This window comes from Paenibacillus sp. FSL R7-0297 (assembly GCF_038009025.1).
GTDB lineage: Bacteria > Bacillota > Bacilli > Paenibacillales > Paenibacillaceae > Paenibacillus_AQ.
In genome coordinates this window covers 295,153-314,285 of the sequence record NZ_JBBPAQ010000001.1, presented here as the reverse complement: position 1 = coordinate 314,285, position 19,133 = coordinate 295,153, and the positions used below count along the sequence as shown (strand labels likewise).

Sequence of the window (19,133 nt, the reverse complement as noted above, 5' to 3'; positions counted from 1 at the left end):
CAGTTTTCAGGCGATCAAGCCTGTACGCCATGAAATTCATTCACACATCCGTGATGAACCGAATTTCAAGCGGCAGCGTCTGTTTCACAGACGCATGTTTGGTGGCGATAGCGGAGGGGTTCCACGCGTACCCATCCCGAACACGACCGTTAAGCCCTCCAGCGCCGATGGTACTTGGACCGAAGGGTCCTGGGAGAGTAGGACGCCGCCAAGCACATGAAGCCATTGTTGAGCAATCGACAATGGCTTTTTTGTGTCCTATAGAGAATAGTATTACAATTACTTAGGGCCCTATTTCTGGTGCTGCTTGTGAATTTTGTGCATAGCTTGTGTATAATTCGGCGGTAAATAGAAAGAAATGAAAACTTATACACATGTGGATATCGTGTTAGATAATGTGGATACACAGAGGGAATTGTGGATGGATGCGTAAAGGAGCGTAAAGTTATGGACAAGCACGGCAACCTTTTGTGGACAGAGGAATTTATGGTTCATGCAAGTGACACTGATTTTCGGTCAAGGGGCAAGCTCTCCTTTCTTCTTGATATTATGCAGCGTGCTGCGGATTCGGCTGTAAGCAGTCTGGGTTTAAGTATTGATACAATGCTTAATGCAAGAATGGGCTGGATGGTTATCACACTCGATCTAGAACTTCGACATTTACCGTCGCCTAACGAGCTTCTTAATGTGCGTACCTGGAGTAAAGGAAACAAAGGAGCGCTCTGGCAGCGGGATTATCGGATTTTTGATAGTAATGCTGTAGAATTGGCAGCGGCACGCTCGATCTGGGCGCTTGTGGATATGGATAAGCGGAAGATCCTTCGACCTTCAGCCCTTCCCATTGCTGTAGAGCCTTATCTGGAGGATTCGGTAGGAAGTCTCCCGGACAAAGTAATGATTCCCGCTGATCTTTCTCTGCAGGAAGCCTATTGCTATCAAGTAAGATATAGCGGGCTCGATAACAACGGGCATCTGAACAATGCAAGGTATGTAGATTTATGCTGCGATGCGCTGACCTTGGAGGAATGGGGGGAACTGGAGCTCAGCGGTCTTCACATAACCTATGCGCAGGAAGCCCAGTATGGGGAGGAAATTAGTATTTTACGGTCCTCCCGGACTGAAGAAGGAGTATATGTACGCGGGCAAGGCGGGGACAAGGTGTTTTTTGAAGCTTGTCTTAGACTGGCGCGATAGTCCTTTAACAACTAAAGTATTATAAATAGCATTAACTAACGGTAGCTACCCGGTGTTCAAAGGACTGCCGTTTTTTCGTATATAAAGCTAATTCCCGGGATGTCACAAATCCGCACCTGGCATTCGTTATATAGAGGTAAGAGGTAAACGGAGGTGATTCTTTTGGAGCAAGGCAATCCTGGGGGCCAAGTGAATCCAAATCGAATTGAAGAAGCGATTGATAAGGTACGTGCAGGTGAAAAGCATGCTTTTACTTCAGTGATAACTGCATATGAACGGCAAATATATACGTATTGCTATTATATTTTGAGGAGCCGTGAAGAAGCAGAGGATGCTGTACAGGATATATTTGTGAAGGTGTATCAGGAGCTTGGGCGTTATGAGAAGCGTGTCTCTTTTTCAGCTTGGTTATATAAGGTAGCTTATCATCATTGCCTGGACCAGCTTCGCAGGAATAAGCGCCGCAACCGGTTAATGTCACTATATAAATTGCAGCTGGTACGGGAAGCTCCTGAGTCTCCAGATGATTCACCTGTGGACAAAATGTTCGGAGACCTAACTTCGGAGGAGCGCAGTTTGTTGATCCTGCGTGTCATCGAACAATACAGCTTCGAAGAAATTGCGCAAATTACCGGGAGGAGTTCAGCGGCGCTCCGCAAGAAGTATGAAAGGCTCCGGAGAAAACTGATCTTGCAAAAAGCGAACGAAGGAGGCTGCACTCGTGGAGAAGTGGCAGAATCAAACTGAGAAGCAAACGGTGGATTACATTCGCAGCAGCATCGGAAAGATTCAACTCCCTGTAGACACCTATAATGAGCAAATTATGAACCGTATTGAGCATATGGAGATAAAAAGAGGCAGTAAATTGTTTAAAAAGACGTTAGCAGCCGCATGTGTGGCCGTAATGATCGGGTTAGGTACAGTAACAGCAGGATTCATCTCCCCTGTATGGGCCGATACATTGAGTCAATTCCCCGTATTTAGCAGTATATTCAAGCACATGGAGGACCCTGGTTTGAAATTGGCGGCGGAGAAGGGCCTGACTACTTCACCTAACATGAGCGTTACAAAGGATGGAGTTACTTTAAGTGTTACAGAAGTATTTTATGACGGTGCCCGGTTAGCCATTGGATTTGAGAGAGCGGGAATCATGGATGAACGGGTTCTGGCGGAGATTACTGATTTTAAAACCCATGACTTTGATCAATCGACCAAAGGGCTACTGGGGCTGCCTGTAGTTACTCAGGTGTCCGGTGAGCCCATTAACTTCGGCTCCTCTTCTACAGGTGACGTACATGGACAACCGCATACCCTGTTATTAGAGCTGAATAATCTGCGGAACACTGCAGCCTTAGGAGACGAATTCAAGGTGGATATCCAGGTGCCTGTTGCTCAGATCGCAGAGCCGTTTGAGTTCCAGGTAACGGTGAAAAAAGTAACGGAGGGGGTCATTAATCTTACTCCAGGTCAGGGGGCAAGCAAAGGCTCCTTCCAGTACACAGTGAAGAGTCTGGACATTACGCCTGCTACCCTAAGATTGATCGTAACCAGTGAAGGGGAAGTGCCTGCCTCGGCGGAGCAGACAGGAGAATATGCGCCTACCGAAGTATTCTATGAGCTTGTGGATGATGTCGGCAATGTGATCAATCCCCGGCAAATGGGATATGGGATGGGTAAAGCACTTCGCCATCCTATTCTGGATAATATATACGATGTCTTCCCGCAAAAACCAAAGACGGTTACGGTTAGACCGTATACTTGTACTTTTGATAGTGAATTGAATCTCTTGCTGGATGGTAATGGTGAGAGGTTAAAAACTTATTATAAAGAACTTGAGACCACAATAGTGATTCCTTAAATCAGAGAATTAGTTATGCGTAAAATGAACTGGATTCTTGTCCGCGTCTGCTCTGCAGAGGCGGACTTGTTTGTATTCAAAGCAAAGTTAACGGAATGTAGATCTCACTTACTGAATCCGGATTATCCGGGCCAAGATAGCCTGCACCATAATATTCAAATTCATAAGTGAGGTTTAGGCGATAATCGGTTCCGGGCAGAAATACGCCATATATATATTTGTATGTAGCCGAGACTTCTGCTGAGGGACCTTTATGCAGAAACTTGAGATAACGCGCTGGTGGCAGGATGTGAACGGGAAGATCACTATCTGCTTGTCCTCTGTTTGCCCGAAGTGTAGTGCCGGATGGTAAAGGCGGTGATGCGTTCAACTCACAGCCACAGAGAAAAGAGATGCCGCTATCCTCATAATTATCCGGCCAATAGCCAAGCTGATAATACCGCTCTGGAAGCTTACGGCAGGGAATGGAAGAAATACCGCTAAATAGCTTTTCCCAAGCGGCACCTATAATAGAAGGATCGTTGTTAACTGTAATAAACGGTCCCTGAAGTCTGATTTCCCCGAGCTCAATGATTTCCGGAGATCCGGTGTTGTGGACGGTCCAGTGCGGCAGATCCATTCCCCGTATAGGATGCAGCAGCAGAGGGATATCCGGATTTGATTTTTGGCGGATACGGGTGGGGGTGGTATGGAGCAATCTTTTGAAGGCACGGGTGAAGGTCTCATAATCGTTAAAGGAATAATCCAGGGAAATATCCTGGAAGCTGCGGTCAGGCGTTCTCAGAATCTCACGGGCAGCCTCGGAAATTCGACGTCTTGCGATGTAGTCGCCGGGTGTTAGCCCGGTAACCCCCTGGAACAGCCGGATAAAATGATACAACGAATAACCGCTCACTCTGGAGAGGTTCAGGACAGACAATGGTTGCTTCAGATTGGATTCAATGTACTCAATCGCTTGCAGAATAAGCTTGCAGTTAGTCATGAGCTCTCTCCTCGTACTAGTTTTACTCTAGAGCCCACTCTCCCCAAGAGGACGCCCATTCAGGGACTCTGACATGACGGACACGGTCGGTAGCAGGAAAATAGGCTTTGATATCGAGCACAGGCGTTCCTGGATAGGCATCCAGTCCGGTAACCTCAACCATTCCCTGTCCAACATCAACGGACACAATTTCGGCCACAGAAAGGCCAATGGGATTAGGGCGTACGGGAGAACGTGTGGCAAATACACCCGTTACCGGAGCCTCATATGGAGGCTCAATCTGCGTAGTACGCCGGAAGGCATCGTCTGCAAATTCATGAATCCACCAGAGAATCTGGCAGTGGCTGAAATCAGCCAGCCCCTTCAAGGCAGGTCTGTATTGAGGTTTAATCTCGAGACGCAGGTTGTGCTGTGATCCGGATACGGATACTACACCTACTGATATAACATTATACGGTTCTGATGTGAGCATTGGCTGTGACTCCTTTCGGCTGGGGAATAATTCTAGTTTAGCTGAAATGAAATGAAATCAGCCTGATGATATTTGCGGTCTTTTATCCCGTGGTATAATAGGTTGTTGATATGGAGGGGAGAGAATTATGAAGGTACTGGTACTGGCGGAGAAGCCATCGGTTGCCCGGGAGATTGCCCGGGTGCTGGGCTGCGGAAATAAGCAAAAGAGCTATATGGAGGGGCCGAAATATGTGGTTACCTGGGCTCTGGGGCATCTGGTTGGCCTGGCTGAGCCTGAGGACTATAACAATAAATATGCTACCTGGGCATTGGAGGATTTGCCGATTCTTCCGGAGAAGGCCAAGCTGAAGGTGCTGCGGGAGACCAGCCAGCAATACAAAGCGGTACAGCAGCTGATGAAACGGCAGGATATTGAGGAGCTGATCGTTGCGACGGATGCTGCGCGTGAGGGAGAGCTGCTGGCACGCTGGATCATGAATATGGCTGGGTGGAAGAAGCCATTCAAGCGGCTATGGATTTCCTCGCAGACGGATAAGGCGATTAAGGAAGGCTTCGCCGCGCTTCGTCCAGGCAAGGACTTCGACCGGTTGTATGAGTCTGCCCGCTGCCGTGCAGAGGCGGATTGGATGATCGGGCTGAACATTACGCGCGCCTTAACCTGTAAGTTCGGTGCGCCGCTCTCGGCAGGACGTGTACAGACACCAACGCTTGGCATGATTATGGACCGGGAGAATGAAATCACGGGCTTCCGTTCCCAGGAATACGATCAGCTGACTGCCGATTTCGGCAATTTCCAGGCGGGATGGCGTGCGCAGGGCGGGGACGGCCGGATTTTTGACAGAGACAAGACGGGTATTCTGAAGGAGAAGCTGACTGGCCGCAGCGGACGGATCACTAAGGTGCACAAAAGCGAGAAAAGCGAACCCCATCCGCTGGCCTATGACCTGACGGAGCTGCAGCGGGATGCAAACCGTAAATTTGGCTTCTCGGCCAAACAAACCTCAAGCCTGCTGCAAAAGCTGTATGAACAGCATAAGCTGGTTACTTATCCGCGTACGGACAGCCGCTACCTGACTGCCGATATGACGGGTACGCTAAAGGAAAGATTGGACAGCGTAGCAGTCGGACCGTATGCGGCCCTCGCTAGACCGCTACTGCGCAAACCGCTGCCGGTTACGAAACGGATTGTTGACGACAGTAAGGTCAGTGACCATCACGCAATTATTCCAACAGAGCAGACGGTATTGCTTAATCTATTAAGTGCGGAAGAACGGAAGCTGTATGATCTGATTGTACGGCGGTTCATCAGCCTGTTCTATCCTCCGGCACGTTATGATGCAGTGGCTGTGACGGTGAGCGTGGAGGGAGAAACGTTCCAGGTTAAAGGCACTACGGTTAAGGACGCGGGCTGGCGCGAAGTCTATGGCGGGGATATGAGTTCGGATGAGGAGGATGAGAATGCGGGCGACGAGCCTGCAGCGGGCAGTGTGAAGCTGCCGGAGCTGCGGGAGGGCGACAGCGTAAAAATTGAGCGCTGCATCATCAAGCCCGGCCGGACGCAGCCGCCTAAGCGTTATAATGAAGCTTCGCTGCTGACGCAGATGGAGAAGTACGGGCTGGGAACACCGGCAACCCGTGCCGATATTATCGAGAAGCTGGTCAGTTCGGATACGATTGAGCGGCAGGGTAATCTGCTGCATCCGACGGGCAAAGGGAAACAGCTGATCGGACTGGTCTCCGGACAGCTGCGCACGCCGGAGCTGACGGCACGCTGGGAAGCGGAGCTGGAGAAAATCGCGCGCGGGCAAGGTCGTCCGGAGCCTTTTCTGCAGAGCATCCGCAGTATGGCCCAGGAGCTGGTGTCCGGGGTCAAGAATAGCGGGGCGGAATACAAGCCGCATAATGTCTCTAACAGCCATTGTCCGGAATGCGGGACAAGAATGCTGGAGAAGAAGACCAAACGCGGCAAGCTGCTGGTCTGCCCCAAAGAGGACTGCGGCTATACCCGCGCAGGGGAGAAGCAGCTGTCAAACCGCCGCTGTCCGCAGTGCCATAAGAAGATGGAGCTTAAGGAAGGCAAGGCAGGGATGTATGTGCAATGCCTCGGCTGCGGGATTACGGAGACGATGGATAAGGACCACAAGCATATTAACAAACGTGAACAGCAGAAGCTGGTCCAGCAGTACAGCAAGCCGGAAAGCGCCGGCGGCTCTAACCTTGGTGAATTGCTGAAGGCAGCGATGGAAGCCAAGCAGAAGGGGAAATAAGATAGCCTACTGTGTATAGGCAAAAGTGCATTAAATGAAGTGAGCGACTTAAATGAAGTGAGCAACAAACGATGAGCCAAGATACAAACGAAGATACAAACGAAGATAGAAGCCAAGATACAAATAAAGATACAAGCCAAGGCAAGCGTAAGACTAGTTAACGTAAGAGCAGCATGTTTATTCTAAGCTCTGTTATATAGAAGTTAGTTTTCCTTCCAGAGAGGGAAGGCTTCGAGAACAACAAGACTGCCGGAGCATCCGGTAGTTTTGTTGTGTTTATGGAAAAGCGGATACGGCTGGTGTGAAACTGCAGATTAATGCGTAATGTACTTTACGGGGGCTGTCCAAGGGGCGGCAGATATGTTTTACTTAGGAGATTGAGGCTGGAGAGGACTGTTAGGATTCCGGCAAATATAGTGGAGCGGGTGATGAAGTGGCGGCGGCTAAGCAACAAGAGGATCAAATTCAATCGGTACAAGTCTCGGGCAGCCGGGGAGGCAGCCGGTTTTTCTTTCTAGTGATTGTCTTTATGTTCTGGTTCTCTTCTTATATCTATGTGCCTATGCTGTCTCCGTATGTGGAGCATCTAGGAGCTTCATATATCATGGTTGGAGCGGTGCTGGGCGTATACGGCCTGATGCAGATCTTGTTCCGTCTGCCGATTGGCATCGGTTCGGATTATCTTAACCGGAGGCGGCCGTTTATTTATCTGGGACTGATCGCAAGCGGCTTGAGCTGTCTGCTGTTCCTGGCTGGTGCACATCCGGGCTGGGCGCTGGCTGCACGTGCCGTCTCAGGGATTGCGGCCTCCGCTTGGGTCGTGTACTCGGTGATGTTCGCGGGGTATTTTCCGAAAGAAGAGGCTGGTAAAGCCATGGGCATGCTGCAGTTCACAACGGTTATTGCCCAATTGACCAGTATGATGATCAGCGGCTATATGGTCGATCACTGGGGCTGGAACACTCCGTTTATTATCGGCGGGATTGTGGCGGCGGCTGCGCTGCTGCTTGCACTACGTCTGCCTGAACAGAAGCAGGAGAAGCGGAATGCGATTCAGATTAAAGATCTTGCCGGAGTAGTCCGGGAACCGCTGCTGGTCAAGGTCTCGCTTTTGTCCGTGCTGGCACATTGTGTACTGTTCATTACGATGTTCGGCTATACGCCGAATCAGGCGCTGGATATCGGTGCGAGCAAAGAGAGTCTTGGCTGGCTGACGCTGGCTTTCATGCTGCCGCATGCGATTGCCACATTGTACGGCTCACGTCTGTTCGGCAAATGGCTTGGGGACCGGGGAACGTTAATGCTGGGTTTTGCCGGGAGTGCGGTATTCACGCTGCTGATTCCCTCTATGCCTACTCTGGCCGCTCTCTGTGCAACGCAGGTTGGGAACGGCTTCATGCAGGGGCTTATTTTCCCGCTGCTGCTGGGTAAATCGGTGTCGGGAGTCGCTCCATTCAAGCGGGCAACGGCTATGGGCTTCTATCAGGCAGTGTATGCTATAGGCATGTCCGGGGGGCCTTTTGTAGCGGGCTGGATGAGTGCGGCGTATGGACTGACCGGAGGGTTCTGGCTTGGCGGAATTGCAGCGCTGCTTGCTGCAGTGTTGTCCTGGGTCTGGATCAGAGAGGCCGGGGAACCGGGCACAGGGAGCAGACAAGAGCGGCGGATACTTGGCAGGCAGGGTTAGGTTTATTGTAATAGAAGGGGTCCCCGCAAAGTACCTGAGTGATCACCTGCGCCAAAACCTCACTTTGTGGGGGAACTTATTGGTTTTTTGCCCGAAAGGGTAATATAATAGAGAGTAGATAGGATGCAAGGAGGAGGGGCCGGAAGGATGGTCAAGGTTGTATTGCTGTGGTTCGCACTGATCAATATTATCGGGTATGTAGTGATGTCGGAAGACAAGAACAAGGCCCGCAAAAGACGGGATCGGGTGCCGGAGAAAACACTGTTTCTGCTCGCGTTCATGGGCGGCGCGCTGGGTGTGCTGATTGCCATGTACCGCAAGCGCCACAAGACGAGGCATACTTCCTTCAGGATCGGAATTCCGCTGCTGCTGCTGCTGAATATCCTGCTGTATGGATATTTTTTGAGTTAAGTTTCTTGTAGTTTGGCTAAGGCTGTACACAATAGAAAGAGGTGGCGTATATGTTATTCTCTAAAATTTTGCTAGCCTATGACGGTTCGAAGGCTTCCAATCAGGCACTCGAGCGTGCGATTGAACTGGCTAAGGTAACTCCAGGGTCCTCCCTGTACGTCGTACACGCATTTGAATTCCCGCGGTTCTTCATCGGGGAAGCACTCGCGCCTCTGCCGGCTTCAGTGAATAAGGACTACTATGACCTCGCCGTACAGACTACCGAAGAAGTGAAAAGCCGGCTGGAAGCCGAAGGCCTGAACGCTACTGTAGAATTGCTGCAGGGATCGCCTGCCGAAGTGATTCTGAGTTATGCCAAAGAGCACACGGTGGATGTCATCGTTATCGGCAGCCGCGGGCTTGGCGGAATCCGGGAGTTCGTTCTGGGCAGCGTCAGCCACAATGTAGTGCAAAGTGCCCGCATTCCGGTGCTGGTTGTTAAATAATAGAGATACTTGCAGAGGAGCGCTTAGGCGTTCCCCTTTTTTTCTGTGGAGATGGCCGGAATAGGCAGAATAAGAAAATTAAATGTGCCCAAAAGCGAACATTTGGGAGACATGATATGACAATGTTCGTGTTTAAGTTGACACGAAGTGTAGGGCATTGTTAAACTGAACCTATGAAGAGCTCGTATAAAACCGGGGATAAGGCCCGGAAGTTTCTACCCGGTAACCGTAAATTGCCGGACTACGAGGAAATAGGATAACTGAAACGGCCAGCCGCCGCCGCGTATACCGGGGGTGTGCTCTGCGCCGGCTCTCTTAAAGGCCGGGTATCTGCAGATGCCGGGGCAGTACTCTCCTAATTCCTTAGTAGTCCGGGTCCACCCGCAGCAAAATGCGTCTGGAATCCGGGCTATTTTTTTCGGATTTATGGGAAACTAGAGGGAAATGGGACACACTTAAATCCAAGGAATATCTATAACGGGAAACGGAAGGCTGGGTGAACAATGTCTGTGCAAGTAGGTGTCATTATGGGCAGCAAATCGGACTATGAAACTATGGAGCATGCATGTGCTGTGCTTGAGGAGCTGGGTGTGCCTTATGAGAAAAAGGTCATCTCTGCGCATCGCACACCGGATCTGATGTTCCGTTATGCCGAGGAAGCGGCGGAGCGCGGCTTGAAGGTGATTATCGCCGGAGCGGGCGGTGCGGCGCATCTGCCGGGTATGGTGGCAGCCAAAACGACGTTGCCGGTCATCGGTGTGCCTGTGCAGTCCAAGGCGTTGAACGGCCTGGACTCGCTGCTGTCGATTGTGCAGATGCCGGCTGGCATCCCGGTAGCCACGGTAGCCATTGGCCGTGCCGGAGCTACCAATGCAGGGCTGCTGGCTGCGCAGATCATCGGTGCATTCGAGCCGGAGGTGGCGAGAAAGGTGCAGCTGCGGCGCGAGGCAACCCAGCGCGAAGTGCTGGAAAGCAGCGAGACGCTATGAGGCCGGAGGAATCGACGGCCGGAGGCTCGGAGAGCGTGGCGCAGCAAAGAGCAGAGCGGGATCAAGCCGGAGCTGAGAGAATGGAGCGCCGGGATGAGGCAGCCGCTGGTGCTGTTGAAGCATCAGGGGCGGGAACGTCCCGGACGCTGCTGCCCGGCGCGACGATCGGCGTGCTCGGCGGCGGGCAGCTCGGGCGTATGATGGCGCTCTCCGGCAGCGCCATGGGGTACCGCTTCGTGGCGCTGGACCCCGCGCCGGATGCGCCCTGCGGGCAGGTTACGCCGCAGATTATTGCGGCGTACAACGACCGGGACGCGGCGCGTGAGCTGGCGCAGCGCGCGGACGTGATCACGTACGAGTTCGAGAACGTCGACGCGGGCGTAGCCGCGCTGCTGACGGAGGAATCGTACGTGCCGCAGGGCAGCGCGCTGCTGTATACGACGCAGCACCGGCTGCGCGAGAAGGCGGCGATCATCGCTGCAGGCGTGCCCGTTGCCCCGTACCGCAAGGTCGGCAGCCTGGCGGAGCTTGAGGCCGCGGCTGCCGACCTGGGCCTGCCCTGTGTGCTGAAGACAGCCACAGGGGGGTATGACGGCAAGGGACAAGCCGTCATCCGCCGGCCGGAAGAGCTTGCAGCAGCGTTCCGGCAGGTAGCGCCGGGAGCGGCGGCTCCAGCACCGCAAGCAAGCGGGGCAGCGGCTTCGCCCGACTCGCCGGGAGCGGCTGAAGCGGAAGACGCTGCCGAGGCCACGGCACACGCACCCGAGCTGGTGCTGGAGAAATTTATCGCCTTCAAATGCGAAATTTCGGTCATTGCCGCCCGGAGCCCAGCGGGTGAAGTTAAGAGCTTCCCGCCCGCAGAGAACATCCACGTGGACAATATCCTGCATCTCTCGATTGTGCCCGCAAGGGTGCCGGAGGAGATTCAGCGCCGGGCCTGCGAGCTGGCCGAGCAGATTGTCTCCGGCATGGATGCCGTCGGACTGCTGGCTGTGGAGATGTTCGTGACGGAGGACGGAGAGCTGTTCGTCAACGAGCTGGCTCCGCGCCCGCATAATTCCGGGCATTATACAATGGATGCCTGCGTAACCTCACAGTTCGAGCAGCATGTGCGGGCGATCTGCAATCTGCCGCTGGGTGACACTACGCTGCTTACGCCTGTAGTTATGGTGAATGTGCTCGGCCAGCATCTGGAGGGTGCCATTCAGGCGGCCTGCACTGCGGATGAAGGAACAAACCGGCTTGGGGTATCCCCTAAGCTTCATATATATGGCAAGACTGAGAGCAAGACTGGCCGCAAAATGGGCCATATCAACCTGCTCTGTAAGGACACCGGAGACGGCCTGTCCTGGGTAGAGCAAACTAACCTTTGGAGGAACTGACAAGCTATGATCGAACGTTACAGCAGACCTGAGATGCGGGCCATTTGGACCGAGGAAAATAAATTTAACGCGTGGCTGGAAGTTGAGATTTGCGCCTGTGAGGCTTGGGCCGAGCTGGGAGTGATCCCGCATGAGGATGCCGCGAAGCTGCGCAAGGACGCCAAATTCGACATCGCGCGGATCGACGAAATTGAACAGGAAACGCGTCATGATGTAATTGCTTTTACCCGTGCAGTATCCGAGAGCCTGGGTGCAGAACGCAAATGGGTGCATTACGGACTGACCTCCACGGACGTTGTCGATACGGCGCTTGGCTACCTGCTGCGTCAGGCCAACGAAATTCTGGAGCAGGATATCATCCGGTTCATTGAGATTCTTAAAGATAAGGCAGTAGCTTACAAGGATACCCCGATGATGGGCCGTACACACGGCGTACACGCTGAGCCAACGACTTTTGGACTCAAGATGGCGCTCTGGTATGAGGAAATGAAGCGTAATCTGGAGCGTTTCCGTCATGCGGCGAATGGCGTCCAATTCGGTAAAATCTCCGGGGCTGTCGGCACCTATGCCAACATCGACCCATTCGTTGAAGAATTTGTCTGCCGCAAGCTGGGCACCAGCCCGGCACCGATCTCCACACAGACGCTGCAGCGTGACCGTCACGCGGAGTACATGGCTGCGCTGGCACTGGTCGCCACTTCTCTGGACAAGTTCGCTACTGAAATCCGCGCTTTGCAGAAGAGTGAGATCCGCGAGGTGGAGGAAGCTTTTGCCAAAGGTCAAAAGGGATCATCCGCTATGCCACATAAGCGCAACCCGATCGGCAGCGAGAACATCTCCGGCCTGTCCCGCGTGATCCGCGGGCACATGGTTACAGCATACGAGAACGTGCCGCTGTGGCATGAACGCGATATCTCGCATTCCTCGGTAGAGCGGATCATTCTGCCGGATGCGACCATGCTGCTGAACTATATGCTGAACCGCTTCGGCAACATCGTGAAGAACCTGACTGTATTCCCGGACAACATGAAGCGCAACATGAACCGCACCTTCGGTGTTCCGTTCTCCGGCCGCATCCTGACGAAGCTGATCGACAAAGGCTTCAGCCGCGAGCAGGCATACGACACTGTACAGCCGCGTGCGATGCAGGCTTGGGAAGAACAAACACAGTTCCGTGACATCGTTGAAGCTACACCGGAAATCACTGCTGTGCTTAGTCCGGAAGAGATCGAGGATGCTTTCAATCCTTCTTGGCACCTCAAGCATGTGGATACCATTTTCCACAAGCTGGAGCTAATCTAAAAAAAAGGTGAGTCAGTGGTGAACTGATGAGCTGGAGAAGATACGGGCGGAGGGATGGGGAGTTGTTGTTCTGGAGCGATAAGCGACAGAATTGAAGCTGTGAGATTAGTTAATAAGGAACGGAGAGGAATTTTGGAACTGGAAGAAGCGTCAGCGTTCGCCTTTATGGTCAGATTTCTACCACAGCCTGTGGTTCAATCAGAGAAATATGACCATAACAGCGTTCGGAAGTCCAAAATTTTTTGTAGGGGCCGATTAACTAGCCGTTCAGTTCAATTCTCCCGCGTAGCGGGGAATGACAGCGTCCCAGGCGCTTTTAGCCCAAATATAAGCAAGATCATTTGTTCAAGGGAGGAAAGGTCATGACATCAACGGCCGTATCCACAGCCGTGGAACTCGTAAATGCGCCGCTGCTCTACAAAGGTAAGGTTCGTGAACTGTACGATTTGGGGGATGAGATACTGATCGTCGTTACCGACCGGATTTCCGCATTCGATTATGTGCTGGACCCGGCGGTGCCGGACAAAGGCAATGTGCTGAACCGGCTTAGCGCCTTCTGGTTCGGCCAGACCAAAGAACTCATCGAGAATCATGTAGTCCATATCGATGTGGACCGGCTCGGGGAGGTTGCGCGGGACCGCGAAGCGCTCAAGAACCGTATCATGGTGGTCCGTAAAGCGGAGCGGATTGATATTGAATGTGTCGTGCGCGGCTGCATTACTGGCGGCGGCTGGCGGCAGTATCAGGAGACCGGCAAAGTGAATGGCATCGAGCTTCCCAAGGGACTGCGGAAGAATGCCGTGCTGGCCCAGCCGATTTTCACACCGGCAGCGAAAAATGATGTCGGCCACGACGAGGATATTCCTTTTGAACAGATGCAGGAGCAGATTGGTGCCGAGCTTGCGCTTACGCTTAAGGAGCAGAGCCTGAAGCTGTTCGCTTTTGCCAGAGAATACTGTGAAGAGCGGGGGATTATCCTCGCAGACTGCAAGTTCGAGTTCGGGCTGCTGGACGGCAAGGTCATCCTGATCGATGAGATTTTCACACCGGATGCTTCCCGTTTCTGGGCCAAGGACAAATACGCGCTGGATATCGAGATCGACAGCATGGATAAAGAGCCTGTACGGACGTACCTTTCGGCATCCTCCTGGGACAAGAATAGTACACCGGACCCGCTGCCGGCAGAAGTCGTTGAAGAGACCTCACGCCGTTACCTGGATATTTATCACCGCCTTACCGGGAAGTCGTTATAGATTGTTTTTGACGGAATGCTCTTATAGAAGTTAGCTCAATAAATTTTAGGAGGAACTACAAGCGTATGTTAAAAGCGACAGTCTACGTCACCATCAAAAAAAGCGTGCTCGATCCCCAAGGTGTAGCCGTGCAAGGGGCGCTGCATTCTGTAGGTTTCCAGGAAGTTGAAAGTCTGCGCATCGGCAAGTATATGGAGCTGACCCTCGATACCGATAACCGCGCAGAAGCGGAAGGACGCCTCAAGGAAATGTGCGAGAAGCTGCTGGCCAACACGGTGATCGAGGATTACCGCTACGAATTGGAGGACTAAAAGTCATGAAATTTGCTGTACTTGTCTTTCCAGGCTCCAATTGCGACATTGACTGCTACAAAGCAGTAGAAGACAGCCTCGGTGAACCAGTAGATTATGTGTGGCATACGGCGACGGATCTGTCGGCTTATGACTGCATTCTCGTGCCGGGCGGTTTCTCTTATGGTGACTATCTGCGCTGCGGCGCAATTTCCCGGTTCGCTCCGGTCATGGCTGAAGTGGCCAAGGCTGCGGAGCAGGGTAAATTCGTGCTCGGCATCTGCAACGGGTTCCAAATCCTGACCGAAGCGGGCCTCTTGCCAGGCGCTCTGCGCCGCAACATGTCGATGAAGTTCCGCTGTCATGACACGGTGCTTAAGGTCGTGAATAACACAACCCCGTTTACTATTGACTATGCGAAGGATGAAGAGATCGTCATTCCGATCGCGCATGGTGAAGGCAATTACTACTGCGATGAAGAGACTTTGGCTGAGCTTAAGGCTAATAACCAGATCGTGTTCACATACAGCGACAATCCGAACGGTTCAGTCGCTGATATTGCCGGAGTCAGCAATGTGGCGGGTAATGTGGTTGGTATGATGCCTCACCCGGAACGCGCAGCGAACAGCCTGCTTGGTTCGGAAGACGGCAAACGGATGTTCACATCCATTCTTACAACATGGAGGGATCGTTATGACGCAGCAAGTATCCGCTAAGGAGCCGACCGCAGAGCAAATCGCGGAGCAGAAAATCTACAGTCAGTTCGGTGTATCGGACAGCGAATATGAGCTCATTACCTCCTTCATGGGACGTAAGCCTAACTATACGGAGATCGGCGTGTTCAGTGTGATGTGGTCCGAGCACTGTGCCTATAAGAACTCGAAGCCGCTGCTGGGCCGTTTCCCGACAAGTGGACCGAAGGTACTGATGGGGCCGGGCGAAGGCGCGGGGATCGTCGATATCGGAGACAACCAGGCGGTGGTCTTCAAAATCGAAAGCCACAACCATCCATCAGCAGTTGAGCCTTATCAGGGCGCGGCGACCGGGGTGGGCGGGATTATCCGCGATATTTTCTCCATGGGCGCAAGACCGGTGGCGCTGCTGAATTCCCTGCGTTTCGGGAAGCTTGAGAGCGACCGGGTAAAGTATCTGTTCGAGCATGTTGTATCCGGGATCGCAGGCTACGGCAACTGTATCGGCATCCCTACCGTCGGCGGGGAAATTATGTTTGATGACAGCTATGACGGCAACCCGCTCGTCAACGCGATGTGTGTAGGACTGATTGATCATGATAAAATCCAGCGCGGTGTCGCCAAAGGTGTAGGCAACCCTGTGTTCTACGTGGGTCCTCCTACCGGCCGTGACGGGATTCACGGTGCGACCTTCGCCTCGGTTGAGCTCAGTGAAGAGTCCGAAGCGAAACGTACGGCGGTACAGGTCGGTGATCCATTCATGGAGAAGCTGGTTATGGAATCTTGCCTGGAGCTGATCGACAGCGGGATCGTACTCGGAATTCAGGATATGGGCGCAGCCGGTCTTACCTGCTCCAGTGCGGAAATGGCGAGCAAAGCGGGCAACGGTCTGGAGCTGTATCTGGATCAGGTGCCGCAGCGCGAAGATGGCATGACCCCTTATGAAATGATGCTCTCGGAATCCCAGGAGCGGATGCTGTTCGTGGTTGAGCCTAAGGATGAAGCTCAGGCGCAGGAAATCTTCGACCGCTGGGGCGTGATTTGCCGCAAAGTGGGTAAGGTTACTGACGATGGCCGCCTGAAGCTGTTCCATCACGGTGAAGTGGTCGGCGACATGCCGGTAACAGCTCTGGTCGATGAATGTCCGATTTATAACAAACCATCGGCAGTTCCTGCTTACTATGAGGAGAATGCTGCGGTGGATACGCTTCGCTATGATGAAGTCACCGATCTGGGCGGAGCCCTGCGCACCGTACTGGGATCACCTACAGTAGCCAGCAAAGCATGGGTATACAACCAATATGATTATATGGTGCGGACCAGCACGGCCGTTCGTCCGGGTTCCGATGCAGCGGTGGTAACGATCCACGGCACACGCAAAGCTCTGGCGATGACTACGGACTGTAACGGACGTTATGTCTATCTCGATCCTGAAGTGGGCGGGCGTATTGCTGTCAGCGAAGCCGCACGTAATATTGTCTGCTCCGGTGCCCAGCCGCTAGCGATTACGGACAACCTGAATTTCGGCAGTCCGGAGAAGCCGGAAATCTTCTGGCAGATGGAACGTGCGGTAGACGGTATGGCTGAAGCCTGCCGTGTGCTTGATACCCCTGTAATTGGCGGTAACGTCAGTCTCTACAATGAAAATGCTTCAGGAGCTATCTATCCGACACCGGTTGTCGGCATGGTGGGATTAGTTGAAGATACCGATCATATTACCACTCAGGCCTTCAAGCAGGAAGGCGATTCGATTCTGTTGCTTGGTGTTACGAAGGCAGAGCTAGGCGGCAGTGAATTTCAGTATGCTGTTCACGGCCTGACCGAAGGACGTCCGCCAGAACTCGATCTGGCAACGGAACGCAAACTGCTGGATGCCGTACTTGCTGCGATCCGCAGCGGGCTTGTCCGCTCGGCGCATGACCTGTCCGAAGGCGGCCTGGCCGGAGCACTGGCAGAGAGCTGCATCAGCGGCACCATTGGAGCGAATATTGAGCTGTCCGCCAGCGGATTGCGCCGTGATGTGGCGCTGTTCAGCGAGAGCCAATCCCGGATTATTCTGACTTCTGCACCTAGCCGTGCGGAAGAATTACAAGCAGCGGTTGCCGCCTACGGCGTACCGGTCGAAATCATTGGAACTGTTGGCGGAGACCGCCTGCGTATTGCATTGGACGGAGCGGCAGCACTGGATGAAGCCGTTACTGAACTCAAGACCATTTGGGAGGATGCTATTCCATGTCTTATGAAATAAAGACCGGGAACAAGCAGGAAGCCCCTATCCTGTGGACCGGCGACTTTTACAACGAAGGAACGGGCTCGGGAGATATTTTTGACACGTTAAAAGAAGAATGCGGCGTCTTCGGGGTCTTCGGACACCCGGAAGCCGCTTCCATGTCCTATTACGGCCTGCACGCCCTGCAACACCGGGGAGAAGAAAGCGCGGGCATCTGTGTGGCGGATGGACGCGACTTCAACTATCACCGCGGCATGGGCCTGGTGAAGGAAGTATTCGACAAAGATAAGATCGCTTCGCTGATCGGGGACATGTCTATCGGGCATGTGCGTTATTCGACCAGCGGAGACAGCCGGCTGACCAATGCGCAGCCGCTGGTCTTCAAATACCGTGACGGTGATCTCGCGATTGCCACGAACGGCAATATCGTGAATGAACCTCTAATCCGTAAGCAGCTGGAGCAGGGAGGCTCGATCTTCCAGACCACCAGCGACACCGAGGTGCTGGCGCATCTGATCGCGCGTTCGCAGAAGGATTTTGTCGAAGCCACGAAGGATGCCCTGGCCCAGCTGGTTGGTGGTTTCGCCTTCCTGCTGATGACCAACGACAAGCTGATTGTTGCTTCTGACCCGCATGGCTTGCGTCCCTTAGTGATGGGCCGGCTGGGTACGGCGTATGTCTTCGCTTCCGAATCCTGTGCACTCGAAGTCATTGGCGCCCAGCTGGTGCGTGATATTGAGCCGGGTGAGCTGCTCGTGCTGGATAAGGACGGTTTCCGCGAGGACCGCTTCGCGGAACCTAAACGCAAAGCACTGTGCGCGATGGAATATATCTATTTCGCCCGTCCGGACAGCGATCTGAACGGCTCCAACCTGCACTCCGCCCGCAAGCGGATGGGTAGCCGGATGGCGCTTGAAGCCTTTGTGGACGCAGATATCGTAACCGGCGTGCCGGATTCCAGTATCTCCGCAGCTATCGGCTACGCTGAGCAGACAGGCATCCCGTACGAGCTTGGACTGATCAAGAACAAGTATACCGGCCGGACCTTCATCCAGCCGAGCCAGGAGCTGCGTGAGCAGGGCGTGAAGATGAAGCTCAGCGCGGTGCGACGTGTCGTGGAAGGCCAGCGTGTAGTCATGATCGACGATTCCATCGTGCGCGGCACGACCTCGCGCCGGATTGTTAATCTGCTGCGCGAGGCCGGAGCGGCTGAGGTTCACGTGCGGATCACCTCGCCGCCGTTCAAGAATCCCTGCTTCTATGGCATCGATACCCCGGACCGCCGCGAGCTGATCGCCTCTTATAAGACAATCGCCGAGATGTGCGAGGAGATCAATGCGGATTCGCTTGCGTTCCTTTCACCGGATGGACTGATCCAGTCCATCGGCGGCTATAATAGTGACGATTACAAAGGCGGATTATGCCTGTCCTGCTTCGATAATGATTACCCCACGCAGGTGGATTTCGGTGGGGAAGAGAAGGACGGATGCTCGTGTTAGGTGGGACATCCCCCTAAATCCCCCTTGCGAAGGGGGACCCCGGAGGGCGCTACCCTCCGGCCACCCGGAAGTTTGGTGGAAGGAGTTTGCTCTAAACTTGCTAAGAGGGCGTGGGTGCGGGTGCCCGCTTTGTCCCTG

The 19,133-nt window shown here is 53.4% G+C and carries 17 protein-coding genes, 1 rRNA gene and 1 riboswitch; of the genes, 16 read left to right on the top strand and 2 right to left on the bottom strand.

The window, feature by feature from the left end; all coding sequences use genetic code 11:
• Nucleotides 1–97: 97 nt before the first annotated feature.
• From rrf to MKZ24_RS01285, 4 genes are all read left to right on the top strand, one after another.
• Nucleotides 98–214: ribosomal RNA gene (gene rrf / locus MKZ24_RS01300) — 5S ribosomal RNA — on the top strand.
• 233 nt (nucleotides 215–447) lie between these two features.
• Entirely contained in the window at nucleotides 448–1,194 is a 747-nt protein-coding gene (locus MKZ24_RS01295; RefSeq protein ID WP_042232410.1) for an acyl-[acyl-carrier-protein] thioesterase, read from the top strand.
• Between the two features lie 162 nt (nucleotides 1,195–1,356).
• Nucleotides 1,357–1,941, top strand: a complete 585-nt coding sequence (locus tag MKZ24_RS01290) for a sigma-70 family RNA polymerase sigma factor (RefSeq protein WP_042232412.1) — start codon at nucleotides 1,357–1,359, stop codon at nucleotides 1,939–1,941.
• Nucleotides 1,916–3,052, top strand: coding sequence for a DUF4179 domain-containing protein (locus MKZ24_RS01285; RefSeq protein WP_042232414.1), 1,137 nt, complete (start codon nucleotides 1,916–1,918; stop codon nucleotides 3,050–3,052). Before MKZ24_RS01290 ends, MKZ24_RS01285 begins: the two co-directional genes overlap by 26 nt.
• Nucleotides 3,053–3,128: 76 nt before the next feature.
• Here the strand turns inward: MKZ24_RS01285 and MKZ24_RS01280 are convergent, their stop codons facing one another.
• Nucleotides 3,129–4,034 carry an AraC family transcriptional regulator gene (locus MKZ24_RS01280; RefSeq protein ID WP_042232417.1) on the bottom strand — a complete coding sequence of 302 codons (906 nt, stop codon included), beginning with the start codon at nucleotides 4,032–4,034 and terminating at the stop codon, nucleotides 3,129–3,131.
• 22 nt (nucleotides 4,035–4,056) lie between these two features.
• On the bottom strand, nucleotides 4,057–4,506 hold the full coding sequence (gene tsaA, locus MKZ24_RS01275) for a tRNA (N6-threonylcarbamoyladenosine(37)-N6)-methyltransferase TrmO (protein ID WP_042232419.1): 450 nt from the start codon (nucleotides 4,504–4,506) through the stop codon (nucleotides 4,057–4,059).
• A 127-nt stretch (nucleotides 4,507–4,633) separates the two neighbouring features.
• On the opposite strand from tsaA, the gene MKZ24_RS01270 reads away from it, so the two are divergent.
• From MKZ24_RS01270 to purF, 12 genes are all read left to right on the top strand, one after another.
• Entirely contained in the window at nucleotides 4,634–6,775 is a 2,142-nt protein-coding gene (locus MKZ24_RS01270; RefSeq protein ID WP_042232421.1) for a DNA topoisomerase III, read from the top strand.
• A gap of 433 nt (nucleotides 6,776–7,208) precedes the next feature.
• On the top strand, nucleotides 7,209–8,462 hold the full coding sequence (locus MKZ24_RS01265; RefSeq protein ID WP_340781074.1) for an MFS transporter: 1,254 nt from the start codon (nucleotides 7,209–7,211) through the stop codon (nucleotides 8,460–8,462).
• A gap of 147 nt (nucleotides 8,463–8,609) precedes the next feature.
• Complete coding sequence (locus MKZ24_RS01260; protein ID WP_039310312.1) at nucleotides 8,610–8,873, top strand: DUF1294 domain-containing protein; 264 nt, start codon at nucleotides 8,610–8,612, stop codon at nucleotides 8,871–8,873.
• A 50-nt stretch (nucleotides 8,874–8,923) separates the two neighbouring features.
• Nucleotides 8,924–9,358 (top strand): universal stress protein, encoded by a 435-nt coding sequence (locus MKZ24_RS01255; RefSeq protein WP_042232422.1) that lies wholly within the window; start codon nucleotides 8,924–8,926, stop codon nucleotides 9,356–9,358.
• Between the two features lie 162 nt (nucleotides 9,359–9,520).
• Nucleotides 9,521–9,622: riboswitch (purine riboswitch) on the top strand.
• A 239-nt stretch (nucleotides 9,623–9,861) separates the two neighbouring features.
• On the top strand, nucleotides 9,862–10,347 hold the full coding sequence (gene purE / locus MKZ24_RS01250; RefSeq protein WP_042232424.1) for a 5-(carboxyamino)imidazole ribonucleotide mutase: 486 nt from the start codon (nucleotides 9,862–9,864) through the stop codon (nucleotides 10,345–10,347).
• Nucleotides 10,348–10,427: 80 nt separating this feature from the next.
• The gene (locus MKZ24_RS01245; protein WP_042241461.1) at nucleotides 10,428–11,729 is read left to right on the top strand and encodes a 5-(carboxyamino)imidazole ribonucleotide synthase; all 1,302 of its coding nucleotides are present in this window, start codon (nucleotides 10,428–10,430) and stop codon (nucleotides 11,727–11,729) included.
• A 6-nt stretch (nucleotides 11,730–11,735) separates the two neighbouring features.
• Nucleotides 11,736–13,031: an adenylosuccinate lyase gene (gene purB / locus MKZ24_RS01240; RefSeq protein ID WP_042232426.1), complete on the top strand. Its 1,296-nt coding sequence runs from the start codon at nucleotides 11,736–11,738 to the stop codon at nucleotides 13,029–13,031.
• 362 nt (nucleotides 13,032–13,393) lie between these two features.
• Nucleotides 13,394–14,284, top strand: coding sequence for a phosphoribosylaminoimidazolesuccinocarboxamide synthase (locus MKZ24_RS01235; protein ID WP_340781073.1), 891 nt, complete (start codon nucleotides 13,394–13,396; stop codon nucleotides 14,282–14,284).
• A gap of 65 nt (nucleotides 14,285–14,349) precedes the next feature.
• Nucleotides 14,350–14,595, top strand: coding sequence for a phosphoribosylformylglycinamidine synthase subunit PurS (purS, locus tag MKZ24_RS01230; protein ID WP_019913657.1), 246 nt, complete (start codon nucleotides 14,350–14,352; stop codon nucleotides 14,593–14,595).
• Between the two features lie 5 nt (nucleotides 14,596–14,600).
• Nucleotides 14,601–15,290, top strand: coding sequence for a phosphoribosylformylglycinamidine synthase subunit PurQ (purQ, locus tag MKZ24_RS01225; protein WP_042232430.1), 690 nt, complete (start codon nucleotides 14,601–14,603; stop codon nucleotides 15,288–15,290).
• Entirely contained in the window at nucleotides 15,268–17,514 is a 2,247-nt protein-coding gene (gene purL, locus MKZ24_RS01220; protein ID WP_042232432.1) for a phosphoribosylformylglycinamidine synthase subunit PurL, read from the top strand. Before purQ ends, purL begins: the two co-directional genes overlap by 23 nt.
• The gene (purF, locus tag MKZ24_RS01215) at nucleotides 17,499–18,995 is read left to right on the top strand and encodes an amidophosphoribosyltransferase (RefSeq protein WP_042241463.1); all 1,497 of its coding nucleotides are present in this window, start codon (nucleotides 17,499–17,501) and stop codon (nucleotides 18,993–18,995) included. The genes purL and purF overlap by 16 nt, the downstream gene beginning before the upstream one ends.
• The last annotated feature ends 138 nt before the right edge of the window (nucleotides 18,996–19,133 follow it).